The following is a 14,269-nucleotide window of genomic DNA, read 5'->3' on the forward strand; positions in this document are numbered from 1 at the left end:
CAGCAGGGCGAAGCACCGGCAAGCGCAGGTTATCTATGCAAATCCTGATATGTTTGACAGGATAAAACGGGCGTGGGCTGTATGGATGCTTGCAAACATTTCATACGGTTGCAAGCTTGACGGCGTATTCGGATATGACCGATCCGGTACGGCAAGCAAGAAACTTGCCAATAAACGGAAAGGTTTTACCGAAGAATACGCGATAAGGCTGCAAAATACTCAGATTGAGTGTTGCGACGCCTTGAGAATTATCAGAAGCCGCGATACGGAAGAAACATTTTTCTATATCGACCCGCCGTATGTCGGAGCTGACCAGGGGCATTATGACGGCTATAGCCAAGAAGATTTTGATGCCTTACTTGCTTTACTGGAAAGCATTAAAGGCAAATTTCTTTTAAGTTCCTATCGGAACGTTGCCTTAAAAGAGTGCGTTAAGCGGAACGGCTGGTATTCGCTTGAGATAGATATGGCTTGTTCTATGACCAATAGAGCACAATCACCCCGCCACAAAGTGGAGGTATTGACGGCCAATTATCCCATATCGGTAGACCTGAAAGGCTCACAAAAGCGGATCGTAAACAGCGATACCGACAGCCTTTAAAATCAAAAAAGCACCCTTAAAAATCCATTTTAGGGGTGCTTTTCCTGCCATTAAAAGCTGTTTTATAGGCGGTTTAATTCCTAATATTGATGTAAAATACGGCCGTTGTTTTTCCTATTCTATGTGCAAAATTTTTCCTAGTTTGCACGCGCGGTTACAGGTGCTTCTGACGTTTCTGTTGTGCCCCCCGCAAATAAGGCTCCTATTCCAGTCATAAAGACCATAAGAGCTATACCGATTTTCCGTTTCATACATTCCTCCTAATAAAACATCTAATCGAAAATATCAAACCGTGCTCGAGCACGGTTTTAATTATTCTACAATGCTTTCGACATATTGTCAAGGAAATGTATTGATAATTTATACATTTTGTCCCGAATTACCCTATCGTTTTCCATTCTGATCGTACCGTTTCATTGTCCTTCCTCCTCTCTTTTTCGGCAATTTTAGTACTGCACTTTTATTGTATCACTCCACTTCATGCGTCATCGCAAAAGAATGGAGTAATTTTATAAGCTCATTGTGAGAAAGGGGGCCTAAATATGATATAACAGCGGAGGATATCTCGAGCATTATGGATATAAATTATGTATCGGTTTTATGGGGAAAAAAGATAAAGAGAATAGTGAAATCAGCAGTATAAGAGAAACGCAGTAGATGCGTCGTCTATTTCAAAAGGAGGTTGCGTCTTTTAGGTATATCCTATAGTATGGAACACCGCTAAATTCACAATCGCCCTTTCGGCGACGCACCTATGCGTATCAAAGATGAGCAAAAAAGATGGATATAATCGATTTTATTTACAACATTGTTAAAGACCTCAATTTACCTACCACAATCCTGATATCCTTTGCGCTGATATTGATAAGCGGATTTTTGGTCACTCGATTCACAAAAAAGCTCCAACTGCCGAAGGTAAGCGGCTATATTCTTGCCGGAATATTGATTGGCCCAAGCGGATTGCATTTAATTCACCGGCATTTTATCGTCAACTTGGACGTTATTTCGATTATCGCACTCAGTTTTATCGCTTTTGATATGGGGCGCTACTTTAAACGGAGCGACGGCAGAAAGGAATTCCGGAATGTCGTATTTATCACGCTCTGCGAATCTCTGTTAGCGGGATGCTTGGTTACCGTCGTTATGATCTTTGTCTTTAAAATGAAGCTTTCATTCTCACTCTTACTCGGTGCGATTGCAACCGCGACCGCTCCCGCCAGCACTATTATGACGATAAAGGAATACAATGGAAAAGGCCCGTTTGTCGATCTGCTGTTGCATATCACTGCTTTTGACGATGTTGTTTGTCTTTTTGTGTTCAGTATCATGGTTGCCGTCGTCAATGCACAGGACAGTGCTGTGTTTAATATTATGAGCATTGTGAAGCCGATTGCTCTTAATGCCGCAATGCTGATGTTGGGATTCATGACCGCTCTGTGTATGGAGTTTCTCATTACGGAAAAACGGAGCTTTGACAATCGCCTGATTTTAGCTGTCGCGTTCCTTTTTTTAATTTCCGGCATCTGCTCATACTTCGAGGTAAGCCCGCTGCTTGCCTGTATGGTGTGCGGCGCAGTGTATTACAACCGGACAAATGATAAAACCCTGTTCGACCAAATGAATAATTTTTCTCCTCCGGTGATGAGCAGCTTTTTTATCATCTCCGGTATGAATATGGATCTCACCATTATTGTAACGGCGGGGATTATCGGAGTTGCGTATTTTTGTATCAGGATAATCGGAAAGTACATCGGTGCATACACATCGTGTAAAATGCTGTCACTCGATAAGAAGATAACGGACAATATGGGGTTTGCGCTGATGCCGCAAGCAGGTGTTGCCATCGGGCTTGCATTTATGGGAAAAGCAATGTTGCCGGAAAAAGACGGTCTCATCCTGTTTAACATCATTTTAGCATCTTCGGTGTTATATGAATTAATGGGGCCGGTAACGGCGAAGATAGCGCTGATACGCTCAGGCTCAATTGAACCTCAGACTTTCAAAAATCATTGAAATGATTTACGTTTTACATTATACTGCCTGACAATTACTATGAAAGTCGTTATTCTGTATGAAAAAACGGGAAAAAAAATATCCGAAACCGCCGCTCATATCATTGAATCGCATGAATGTGATGTTGTATATCGCCAAGTCGATACAATTTGGGATAATGGCAGCTATTCTCCCACCGTATTGCTGCATGATGCTTCACATATTTTATTTATTTTTGGTAAGCATACGTCCACGCTCAATCCTGCATTTATTTTCTTTTTAGGTCTTGGTATCGGAAAAAATTTACCTATCTTAACACTTGGACAAGAAAATGCCGTATCCTTGCCGGAAAGCTGCAAACAATTTATCATTCCTCTGGCGCTTGATCTATTTGAAGATTATTTTATTAAAGAACAACATAATTTCCTACTAGTAGAACGCAAGCGAATTGCCCGCGAACAGTTACTGGATAACGGCTTTCCCTGTTGTGAGTCGAATTTTACAGAAACAGTAGAAGAAGGCAAATACGAAATTGTCCGGCTCTTTTTAGAGGCAGGCTATAATGCTTCGCAGCGAGACACGCGCGGCACCCCGGTACTTTCACTCGCAATTAGAGACTCACATTATGAAATTGCCTCATTACTGCTTGAATATGGAGCAGAGATCAATCTCTGTTCCGAAGACCGTTCCTATTCGGCATTGATGGAAGCTGCTCAAATCGGTGATTTAAAAACCGCAAAATTGCTTCTCTCGAAAAATGCGGATACAAATATTCAGAGCAAGGACGGTCAGACAGCATTAATCTTTGCTGTCGGTAGAAAGGATATCCCTATGGTAAAGCTGCTCATAGAACATCATGCCGATTGGAATATCGCCGACCGGCTGGGCATGTCCGCACTCGGTTATGCAAAACTATTCAATAATAAAGAAATTTTAGAAGCCATGCAGCAGCCTTAGCTGCGTTCCGACACTATCATTATCAATAAACCTGTTTGGAAACTTCCGTTTCTGAACAGGTCTAATGTCCCTCAAGATTATCAGCCGTTCTATTCGGCTAAAAGTGCATTATAAGGTGAATGATTATGAAAGAAAAACTTGAAAGTTTATCGGTTCGTTGGAAAGAATTGGAACAAGAAATACAAGACCCTGCGTTGATTAAAAATCAAAACCGCTATAAGGAAGCGATGCGGGAACACGCCTATCTTTCAAAGCTGATGGAAGAATATACGCAGTATCTCCGGTTGGAGAACGACATCGGGCAAACCCGCGCAATGATGCAGGAAGAAACCGACCATGAGCTGAAAGAGATGGCGCGGGAAGAGCTGCATAACTTAGAAGCTCAGCTGGAGCAAAGCGAGAACAACCTGAAAGTGTTGCTCATTCCACCCGACCCGCTGGAAGAAAAAAACATCATTATGGAAATACGCGGCGGTACCGGCGGAGAAGAGGCGGCGCTCTTTGCAGCGGATCTGTTAAAAATGTACACGCACTATGCGGAACTGAAAAACTGGAAATACGAAATTCTTTCTTCCAACGAAACTGAACTAGGCGGATTTAAAGAAGTAACGCTGTCCATTTCGGGCAAGTATGTGTACGGAAGTCTCCGCTATGAATCGGGTGTGCACCGTGTACAGCGCGTACCGGAAACGGAAGGTTCGGGGCGTATCCACACAAGTGCGGTAACCGTTGCGGTTTTACCCGAAGCGGAGGAAACGGAAATCGTTATCAAGCAGGAAGACTTGCGCATCGATGTTATGCGCGCAGGAGGCCCCGGCGGTCAGTGCGTCAACACCACCGACTCCGCCGTGCGTATTACCCATATTCCGACCGGTCTTGTCGTTATCTGTCAGGATGAAAAGAGCCAGATTAAAAACAAGGCGAAGGCAATGCGCGTATTGCGGAGCCGCCTCTACGATATGGAAGAGGCGAAGAAGCAGTCCGAGCGGGCGGAAGACCGGAAAAATCAAGTCGGTTCGGGAGACCGTTCAGAACGCATCCGCACCTACAACTATCCGCAAAACCGCGTAACAGACCACCGGATTAACCTAACCCTCTACAAGCTCGATGCGATTATGCAAGGGGACCTCAACGAAATTGTCGAAGCACTCTGCATCGCCGCCCGCGAGCAAATGATGAAAGCTCAAGCATAACCGGATGTTTACCGTCGCCGATGCCCGCCGCTACGCTGTCGATTTGTTTATGCAGTCGGCAATACTGAAAACGCAGCCCCGCTCGTCTTTAACGCTCGATGCGGACGTCCTGCTGCAGCACTTCCTCAATAAGCCGCGGGCATGGCTTTTTGCCCATGATGACACCGATATTTCCCCGATACGGGAAGCCTTTTGCATAGCAGCGAAGCGGCGCTGTACCGGTTTACCCATTGCCTATATCACCAGCGAAAAAGACTTTTGGGGGCTTCCCTTTCACGTAAGTCCCGATGTGCTGATCCCCAAGCCCGACACCGAACTGCTGGTAGAGCGGAGCCTCGCTGTCATAAGAGAAAAAACGGCGGCTCTCCGGCAGAATCAAACCTTGTTCATACTCGACCCCTGCACCGGATCGGGCTGCGTGGCAATTTCCATCTTACATACGCTTGAGGAAGAAGGCATTCGGAATATCTGCTGCATTGCTGCCGATATTTCCCCCGCAGCCCTCGCCATAGCCCGCCTCAATGCACAGCGGCTCCTTCCAGCGGAAACTCAAAGGCGGCTTTACATCTTCGAAGGAGATATGCGCGCATTGCCGGAAACCATCATCCGCTTTCAGAAGCTACTGCGATTGGGAGCAAACCGCTGTTCCGAAACCGCCGGAGAAATCTTCTCCCCGCCCCTGCTCCCCAATATTCTCCGCTTCGACCTCATTGCTGCCAATCCGCCGTATGTCCCCTCCGCACTGACGCAAGAACTGCTCAAAGACGGCCGGAATGAACCGGCATTAGCCCTCAACGGCGGCTCCGACGGTCTTGATTTTATACGGATTTTGACAAATAATACCCGTACTGTCCTAAACCGCAACGGCGTCCTGTTAAGCGAGGTAGGAGAATACCATGCCCAAGCCGCCCGTCGGCTCTTTGAAACCGCAGGCTTTTCGGACATCCGTATCCATCAGGATTTAGCAGGCCAAGACAGACTAATCGAAGGCGTATCGGAGCAACCGGGGGTGTCTCAAAAGCCGGTTACTTTTTCGCTATCCCTGACGGGACATTCGGAACGAAGCTGCCGGAAACCGGATGCTCTGAATTAGTTTTTTCGCAGCAACGAAGGAGATACCCGCATATTTGCAAAAGGGGCTTGACATGATAGCAAGTGACGTCATAATCAACTCAGCAACTCAGCAACTCAGCAACTCAGCAACTCAGCAACTCAGCAACTCAGCAACTCAGCAACTCAGCACTAGATAGTTTTTCATCATTTTTTCAACGTAAAACTCATCATCTTTTTTTATCAACAAAAACGAAACGGCATCATCTTATCTGCTTTTTTCAGTTGATACACATCATTAACAGTACGTATTACCGCAAAAGCGGAGCAGCGATTTGGTTCGATTCCGGGTAATTTATTCAATTTGTAATGAGTAATGGATAATTGGTAATTGGTAATTGGTAATTGAATTACAAATTACACATTACCAATTACAAATTGATTACGCATTACAAATTACAAATATTGACTATTCAACAATGATAATTTTGGAGGAATATTGCAGATGAAAAATATAAAATTAATGAACGGAAAGCTTTTAAGCGGAATAGCAGCGGTACTGATGCTTGCGGCGTTAGTAGTTGGCTGTAAGCAAACTGTAGATACGCCGGTAGCGGTAACAGGGGTAACGCTGAATAAAACTGCGCTGACGCTTGAGGAAGGAACAACCGAGAAACTGACTGCAAAGGTGAACCCTGAAAACGCAGCGAACAAAAAACTAACGTGGAGTTCCGACAATAAGGAAGTTGCGGAAGTAAATCAAGACGGTACGGTAAGGGCAAAAAAAGTTGGAATAGCTAAAATTACCGTAACAACCGAAGACGGCGGTAAAACAGCTGACTGTACTGTAACGGTAACACCGCCAAAATATCAGATCACTTTTAGTGTGGAAGGCGGGCACGGCACGCTTACAGCAAAGGTGGGCGAGGGAGCAGGCGCAGTCGAGCTCAAGACGGGGGCTCAAGTAGAACAGGGTAAGACCGTAACCTTTACGGCAGTGCCCGAGGCGAACTACACGGTGGAAAAGTGGACGCTTGACGGTGTGCACGCTCCCGAAGCGGGAATCGGCACAACCTACACACTCACCGTAACAAAGCCCGCCATAGTCAAAGTGAGCTTTAAGCACATCAGCCACGAAGTCACTTTTGGCGTAGAGAACACGGAGGCGGGAGTTCAGGGCGGAACGCTCAAGGCAAAGGTCGAAGGCACGGAAGCCGACATAACGGTAAGCCCTGCAAGCGTTGAGCTGCATAAAACCCTCACCTTTACGGCAAAGCCCGACGCTCAGTTTGCCGTAGATGCGTGGCAGGTTTTGCCTGAAACTGCATTGCAATCAGGCGGCACTGCCGGAAGCCCGACGGCAACGGTGGAAGTGAGCGCTGCGGTAACGGTCAAAGTAAAGTTCAAATATGTGGGCAATACGCTCGAGCTTGAAAGCCAAGCCTTTACCAAAGGAAAGACGGAAAGTTTTACCTATAAGCTCGTCAAGGCGGGTTCGGGCAACTACACGGCAGAGCCGGAAGACCCTGCCGTCATAAGCGTGGCTCTTAACGACGCTACGGGCGAGGCGGCGGTGCAGTGCGTGGGCGTAGGAAGCACGCGCATAAAAGTGAAAGACAACTTGAGCGGAAAAGAAGCAGCTTCGGGCATCATCACCGTGCCGGAAGGGGCATTTCTTACCCTCAGCCCCGACAAAAAAGACATCAAAGTTAAGGCAAAAACTAAAGACGGGAATCCTATAAAAGTGACAGGCTGCACCGTAACAACGCTTGCAAACGACAGTGAAACCACACTGAATGCAACGGACACCGCCGTCATACTCGAAGGAAACATCATCGAGCTTGAGCTCTATGAAAATAAACTTACCGCCCTTAACGTGCAAGGGTGTGCCGCATTGCAAAGGCTAATCTGCGGCGACAATCAGCTTGTTTCTCTTAACCTGCAGGGCTTAACCGCTTTGCAAAGATTGGAATGCTACAGCAATAATCTCACAGAGTTTAACGTGCAAGGGTTAACCGCATTGCAAAGGCTGCTCTGCTTCGACAATCAACTTTCTTTACTTAACGTGCAAGACTTAAACGCTTTGCAAAAGTTGGAATGCAACAAGAATAAACTTACCGAGCTTAACGTGCAAGGGTTAACCGCATTGCAAGAGCTGAACTGTGAGAACAATGAGCTTACGTCCCTTAATGTAGAAGGATGTACCGCTTTGAAAGATTTGTACTGCGGCAGCAATCAGCTTACTGACATTGACGTACAAGGCTTGACTGCTTTGGAATTACTGAAGTGTGGCAACAATCGGCTTAGTGCCCTTGATGTACAAGGCTTGACCGCATTGCAATGGCTGAACTGCGAGAACAATGAGCTTACGTCCCTTAACGTGCAAGGCTTAACCGCTTTGATACGTCTGGAGTGCCATCGTAATCAGTTTACCGTCCTTAATGTGCAAGGATTAAGGGATTTGGAATGGCTGCGTTGCTACGGCAACAAGCTGAATGCCAAAGTGATGACAAAACTGTTGAACGATTTACCGGAGCTCCAATCGCTGCACAATCCTTCACTGTGTTTTCTTTACACCGAACAAACGGGCGTAACCGAGGGTAATCACAAGGACTTTACCGCTCCGCCTGAATTGAAAGCCGCTTTTGACAACGCAAAAGACAATAAACACTGGAATATGTATAAAATAAATGAGCATGGGCATGAGGACGAGCTTGAGTAAGGCACCGCCCCAGCAAGAGCTGGGGGCATAAGGGGAATTTGGGGAGGCTTCCCCAAGCCCCGCTTTTAGGGGCGGGAGGAAACTTTTTCGGATAAAAGTTTTTTTAGGGAACCTCTAAAAACCTCAGTTTTTTAGAGGTCTTCCTTAGATTTATTTTGCGAAACTTTGTTGGTAGTACCTCCCCCCTATGTCCCCCTTACAACACAGGAAGGATTGCGCACATTAGGGTAGAAGACAGCGCTCCATCCCCTGCACAACTGGATATCAGCGTTTTTTGTACGGACGGCATAGTCAGTGACTATTCCATTCTTCCATAGACGAGTTGCGGTACAAAACAATCGGCATGGTCAACAAAGTGCTGACGGTTATCTATACCGAACGCAAAACCGTGTAACCGACCACCGGATTAACCTAACCCTCTACAAGCTCGATGCGATTATGCAAGGAGACCTCAACGAAATCGTCGAAGCGCTCTGCATCGCCGCCCGCGAGCAAATGATGAAAGCCCAAGCATAACCGGATGTTTACCGTCGCCGATGCCCGCCGCTACGCCGTCGATTTGTTTATGCAGTCGGCAATACTGAAAACGCAGCCCTCGCCATAGCCCGCCTCAATGCACAGCGGCTCCTGTCGGCTGAAACACAAACCCGGTTGCACATCACCAAAGGAGATATGCACACATTGCCGGAAACCATCGCCCGTGTTAGTGAATCACGCTCTCCATCTTCCCTGCTCCCCAATAATCTCCGTTTCGACCTCATCGCTGCCAATCCGCCGTATGTACCCTCCGCACTGACGCAGGAACTACTCAAAGACGGGCGGAATGAACCGGCATTAGCCCTCGACGGCGGCTCCGACGGTCTTGATTTTATACGGATTTTGACAAATAATACCCGTACTGTCCTAAACCGCAACGGCGTCCTGTTAAGCGAGGTAGGAGAATACCATGCCCAAGCCGCCCGTCGGCTCTTTGAAACCGCAGGCTTTTCGGACATCCGTATCCATCAGGACTTAGCAGGCCAAGACAGACTAATCGAGGGCGTATCGGAGCAACCGAATCAGACAATATAATTCTCATAGCGCACAGTGTAAGAGATCTACTCATTCATGTTATTTCAGAATAAAACAGCTTGTCCCCATCTCTTTTTATGCTATAATAACAAAAGAAAGGCAGGAGAAATATACTGTGGAAAAAGAATTTGACGAACTAACCATAGCCGACGATTATATGTTCTATCGTGTAATGGAAGATCCTGAAATTTGCAAAACGCTTTTAAATCGTGTTTTACAGGGAAAAGTAGAAACCATAACCGAAATAGAATTACAAAAGACAATAGATGACGCAGGACGAGCTAAGGGGGTTCGGTTTGACGTATGGGCAAAAGATTGCAAGGGGCGCATTTACGACATAGAAATGTCGTTTTCCGATAGACATCCGTGTCTATCGGAAAACACGAGTTTTGCCGTTCGGCAAAACGTCGCTACTGCATGGAATCACCGCCATCCTTGGCGGTACTGTGATACATTTTCAGTAGCGGCACGGATGCCGCGCGTATTAAGCAGAAGCGATGTTTCGATTTATCGAAACTCGCCGTCAAAAGTGTACAAGGATGTACACTTTTGACGAAAGCAGCCATTGATGTTAGCATATTGGGGAAGAGCAAACCATACGAAAGTCTGCCCGATACGTTTATACTCTTTTTCTGCACGTTTGACTATCTTGAAAAAACACTGCCAGTTTATACCTTTAAGACGATATGCAGTGAAGATAATCGGATAGAACTGGGCGATGGGATAACAAAGATCATTATAAACAGTAAAGCGGCGGAGCACGAAAAGAATGAAAAGCTGAAAATATTTTTAGAGTACATGAACGGAAAAGTCAGCGATGACGAATTTATCCAAAGACTGGAGCGTCGAATCAAGGAAGTAAAGGCAAGTGAAGAATTGAGGAGGGAGTATATGTTAGTGAATACTATCGAGCGTGATGCGAGAAATGATGGATGGAAAGCAGGTATTGTGCAAGGTCTTGCCGAAGGTGAAGCACGTGGTTCCTATCAAAAAGCCCTCGAAACGGCACGGAACTTACACGCTATGGGCTTATCAAGTGAAAAAATCGCACAGGCGACCGGTTTAACCATACAGGAAGTGGAAGCACTATAAGAATGCTTTAGAACCAAGGCGGGTTTTTAGGGTAGAAGCCTAAGTCGCTCAGTAAGGGGAGTACTTCCCTGTACCCCCTTAGTACGAGATTTACGTTTGACGCAAATCTCGTTTCTGCATAAAACCACCGCCATCCGTAGCGGGTCTGAATAGATGGGGGCGTAGCCGGAATGAACCGGCATTAGCCCTCGACGGCGGCTCCGACGGTCTTGATTTTATACGGATTTTGACAAATAATACCCGTACTGTCCTAAACCGCAACGGAGTCCTTTCAAGCGAGGTAGGAGAATACCATGCCCAAGCCGCAAGCAAGCTCTTTGAAACCGCAGGCTTTTCAGATATCCGTATCCATCAGGATTTAGCAGGCCAAGACAGACTAATCGAAGGCGTACACGATGATACAAAAAGTTGAAAACCTAAGCAGTCTTGAACATTTTTTTGCGCAGTATCCCTGTTATGCGGAAGAGGAAAGTCCTGAAGACGCCGCACGGATTACCGCTGCGTGGAATCTTTTGCTTACAAACCGTATATCCGATACGGCAGCTGACGCCCCCATTCCGCACGACGCCGCCCATTCGCTGCGTATGGCGCACAGCCTTGCCGCGCTTGAAATGGATTCCGAAAGCATCATCTGCGCGCTGCTGTACAGCGAAGACGGCAGCTTTACGTTACCGGATGATCAACTGCGTGCTCAATTCGGAAATACGGCGGCGGATATTTTGAATGCGGCGGCAAAGTTCTCCGATGTGAAGTTGTATAATAAAAGCAAAGAACATACCGATACCGTGTGCAAAATGTTCTTCTCCCTCGTAAGCGACTTACGGGTTATGATTGTCCAACTCGCCGATCGACTCAATAAGATTCGGTATATTTCCGAATACCCTACGGAATGGCAGCGCAGTATCGCCCGAGAAATCAGTGAAATCTGGGCGCCGCTTGCCCAGCGGATGGGTATTTCCACCGTTCAAAATGAGCTTGAAGATTTAAGCCTCAAATATATCAACCGCGAAGCCTTCGATCAGATAAAAACCGTTGTCGCAGCAAAGAAAAAAGAACGGGAAGCCTTTTTGCAGAGCGCCGAAAAAACCATCTATCAAACGATGGAGAAAGCGGGAATCAAGGTTAAGGTGCAAAGCCGCGCCAAACATTTTTGGTCTATCTATCAAAAAATGAAAAAGCGGAACAAGGCGGCGGATGAATTGTACGACCTCCTCGCCGTGCGGATTTTATGCACCACAGTGAACGAGTGCTATACCATCCTCGGTCTGATGCATACGGTATGGAAGCCGCTTGAAGGCCGCTTCAAGGATTACATCGCGATGCCGAAAGCGAACGGCTATCAAAGTCTCCACACCACCGTTATCTGCAAGGGCGGGCAAACCTTAGAAATCCAAATCCGTACGCACGAAATGCACGAAATAGCGGAGCGTGGGGTTGCAAGCCACTGGGTGTATAAAAAACACAGCAAGAACAAAACAGCGAACGAGCAGGAATTATCTTTTGTGCAGCAGGTCAAGTCGCTCGCACAACAGCGCTTTAATAATGAAGAATTTCTCGCGGAACTCAAAAGCGATTTATTAAGCGATTCGATTTTTGTCTTTACTCCTAAGGGTGATATTATCGAGTTGCCCGCCGGTGCAACCGCCGTCGATTTTGCATACCGTATCCATTCGTCGATAGGGGAAAAACTCGTATCCGCGAAAGCAGACGGCGCCATCATCCCGCTTTCTCGCCCGCTTAAAAACACGCAGGTGGTGGAGGTTATCACGCACCCGAACGCGCACCCCACGCACAACCAGTACGAAAACGCCCATACGACGCGGGCTCGCCAAAAAATCCGCGCATGGCTCCAACTGCACGAAAACCTCCTCCACACTGAAAAAGAAGAAAAAGGACAGCGAACGGATATTGCCGAAGATGCTGCAAAAGAAGCGCCGCGGCCGCCCAAAGAAACACCGGAAGAAGCTGAAACGGCAAAACGGGAACTCGAAGCAGCGCAAAAGGATCCCAAGAAGAATCCAGCATTGCGGATACGCATCGGCGGCTCTACCAACTTTCCCGTACGTTTTGCAGGGTGCTGCAAGCCGACCTCCGATTCCGTCATCTGCGGCTATGTCGCCAACGGCAGAGGAGTTATCATCCATCGGAAAAACTGTACCAACCTCAAAAGAATCCCCGATTTGGAAGCCCGCCTCATCGATGTTGAGTGGGATATAAAAGAAAGCAAACAGAAAAATCCTGAAAAAGCGCAGAAAAAGATTAAGCCGCATAAGTAATCCGTTCGATATTAAAGATATGAAAAAGAACGGTATTGTTACGGTTATTGTGCTTATCGGATTCCTGTTTCCAGTGTTCGGGGCGGATTTAGAGCTTGACCAAAGCGATCTTGCAGTTATTCAAGACCCTAAGGGAGCCGGATATCACTTTTATATTCGAAAAAAGCCCGACATCGCTTCCATCCTGATGACGGAGACCACAAAGGATCCTCAAAACAGGCTCGATAACTTTGCATACCGTGATTTTCAATACAACAGCATTAATGGTGATGAAAAACGTATCCTGAACGGAAAAGAGCTGGATACCCGCGGAAAGCGGCTCTACAGCTTGATAGACTCCAGCCCGGAAAAAGACACGCCGCTCGGCAAGGCGTTTCACATCTGGGTACCGTACATTATCTGTTACGGCTATGAATGGGACAGACACGGCGAAGTGCAGGTATTGGACGGCACGTTTTTTAATATCCGCGCATTTGAAAAACCGTATGCTGATTATACCGGCTCTTTTAGCGATAATCCGTTTGTATTACGTGTAACGCAAAAATCGATTAAGGAAGTGCATGATCCGGCTTTTAGCGAACCGGCCGCCGCTTCTTTTTCGGAACTCGCCCGCTTGAGCGGCAATAAACTGATCTATTCGGAGAACGTTGACGGTATTATGCCATCAATTGAAGTAATCCTGACGCCGAAGAAACACAAGAAACTCGATGTAGTATTTGTTATCGACGCAACCGAAAGTATGAAGGATGATATAAAAAAAGTCAGAGAGCTGCTTGCGGCTTCGTTGAAAAAGGTACTTCCCAAGTATGATTCCTACCGGATAGGACTTGTCCTTTATAAAGACTACTATGATGATTTTTTGACTAAAACCGCAACCGATTTTACCTCGGATATCGATCGTTTTTCCGCTGCTCTTAGAAGTTTTAGCGTATTCGGCGGACGCGACATCCCCGAAGCGGTGTACGAAGGCATCGACGCGGGACTCGACCTTGAATGGCGTACTGATGCGGATACCGACCGCAAACTGATCCTCATCGGCGATGCGCCTCCCCATCCCCGCCCTCAAGGTTCAATTACCAAGGATGGAGTTATCGAAGCGGCAAAGGCAAAAGACGTAAAACTGTTTCCGATTATATTGCCGCATAATAAAACCTACTAGACCTTTTGAAATATACGGCATATCTGCGTTGTCGCATCGTCAAAACTATACATCCGTGTATAGTTTTGACTGTGAGTTTCGGCAAGAGCCGAAACATCGCTACTGATATAAACCAGCGGCATCCGTGCCGCTACTGAAAATCCTCAACGTATCAAA

At 46.7% G+C, this 14,269-nt stretch carries 12 protein-coding genes and 1 pseudogene; all 13 read left to right on the forward strand.

Annotated features, from left to right (window positions below):
• A partial coding sequence (locus HGH47_RS09515; protein ID WP_432912043.1) for a DNA adenine methylase occupies positions 1-601 on the forward strand: 601 nt, incomplete at its 5' end.
• A 780-nt stretch (positions 602-1,381) separates the two neighbouring features.
• Positions 1,382-2,614 carry a cation:proton antiporter gene (locus HGH47_RS09520; RefSeq protein WP_212564737.1) on the forward strand — a complete coding sequence of 411 codons (1,233 nt, stop codon included), beginning with the start codon at positions 1,382-1,384 and terminating at the stop codon, positions 2,612-2,614.
• A 39-nt stretch (positions 2,615-2,653) separates the two neighbouring features.
• The gene (locus HGH47_RS09525; RefSeq protein WP_253675188.1) at positions 2,654-3,550 is read left to right on the forward strand and encodes an ankyrin repeat domain-containing protein; all 897 of its coding nucleotides are present in this window, start codon (positions 2,654-2,656) and stop codon (positions 3,548-3,550) included.
• A gap of 125 nt (positions 3,551-3,675) precedes the next feature.
• Positions 3,676-4,743, forward strand: a complete 1,068-nt coding sequence (prfA, locus tag HGH47_RS09530; protein ID WP_212564736.1) for a peptide chain release factor 1 — start codon at positions 3,676-3,678, stop codon at positions 4,741-4,743.
• Positions 4,744-4,747: 4 nt separating this feature from the next.
• A complete protein-coding gene (gene prmC / locus HGH47_RS09535) occupies positions 4,748-5,836 on the forward strand; it encodes a peptide chain release factor N(5)-glutamine methyltransferase (RefSeq protein ID WP_230974309.1) in 1,089 nt (362 codons plus the stop codon).
• Positions 5,837-6,298: 462 nt separating this feature from the next.
• Positions 6,299-8,515, forward strand: a complete 2,217-nt coding sequence (locus tag HGH47_RS09540) for an Ig-like domain-containing protein (protein ID WP_212564735.1) — start codon at positions 6,299-6,301, stop codon at positions 8,513-8,515.
• 381 nt (positions 8,516-8,896) lie between these two features.
• A pseudogene (locus tag HGH47_RS09545) lies at positions 8,897-9,031 on the forward strand (peptide chain release factor 1); the annotation flags it as partial.
• A 156-nt stretch (positions 9,032-9,187) separates the two neighbouring features.
• Complete coding sequence (locus tag HGH47_RS09550; RefSeq protein ID WP_230974308.1) at positions 9,188-9,586, forward strand: hypothetical protein; 399 nt, start codon at positions 9,188-9,190, stop codon at positions 9,584-9,586.
• Positions 9,587-9,701: 115 nt separating this feature from the next.
• Positions 9,702-10,139: a hypothetical protein gene (locus HGH47_RS09555; protein WP_230974307.1), complete on the forward strand. Its 438-nt coding sequence runs from the start codon at positions 9,702-9,704 to the stop codon at positions 10,137-10,139.
• Positions 10,136-10,678, forward strand: a complete 543-nt coding sequence (locus tag HGH47_RS09560; RefSeq protein ID WP_432912051.1) for an Rpn family recombination-promoting nuclease/putative transposase — start codon at positions 10,136-10,138, stop codon at positions 10,676-10,678. Before HGH47_RS09555 ends, HGH47_RS09560 begins: the two co-directional genes overlap by 4 nt.
• Before the next feature lie 226 nt (positions 10,679-10,904).
• A complete protein-coding gene (locus tag HGH47_RS09565; protein ID WP_230974305.1) occupies positions 10,905-11,090 on the forward strand; it encodes a hypothetical protein in 186 nt (61 codons plus the stop codon).
• Positions 11,074-12,954 (forward strand): RelA/SpoT family protein, encoded by a 1,881-nt coding sequence (locus HGH47_RS09570; protein ID WP_212564734.1) that lies wholly within the window; start codon positions 11,074-11,076, stop codon positions 12,952-12,954. The genes HGH47_RS09565 and HGH47_RS09570 overlap by 17 nt, the downstream gene beginning before the upstream one ends.
• A gap of 19 nt (positions 12,955-12,973) precedes the next feature.
• Positions 12,974-14,113 (forward strand): vWA domain-containing protein, encoded by a 1,140-nt coding sequence (locus HGH47_RS09575; RefSeq protein ID WP_432912056.1) that lies wholly within the window; start codon positions 12,974-12,976, stop codon positions 14,111-14,113.
• The last annotated feature ends 156 nt before the right edge of the window (positions 14,114-14,269 follow it).

The organism is Treponema sp. OMZ 805 (assembly GCF_050937395.1).
GTDB lineage: Bacteria > Spirochaetota > Spirochaetia > Treponematales > Treponemataceae > Treponema.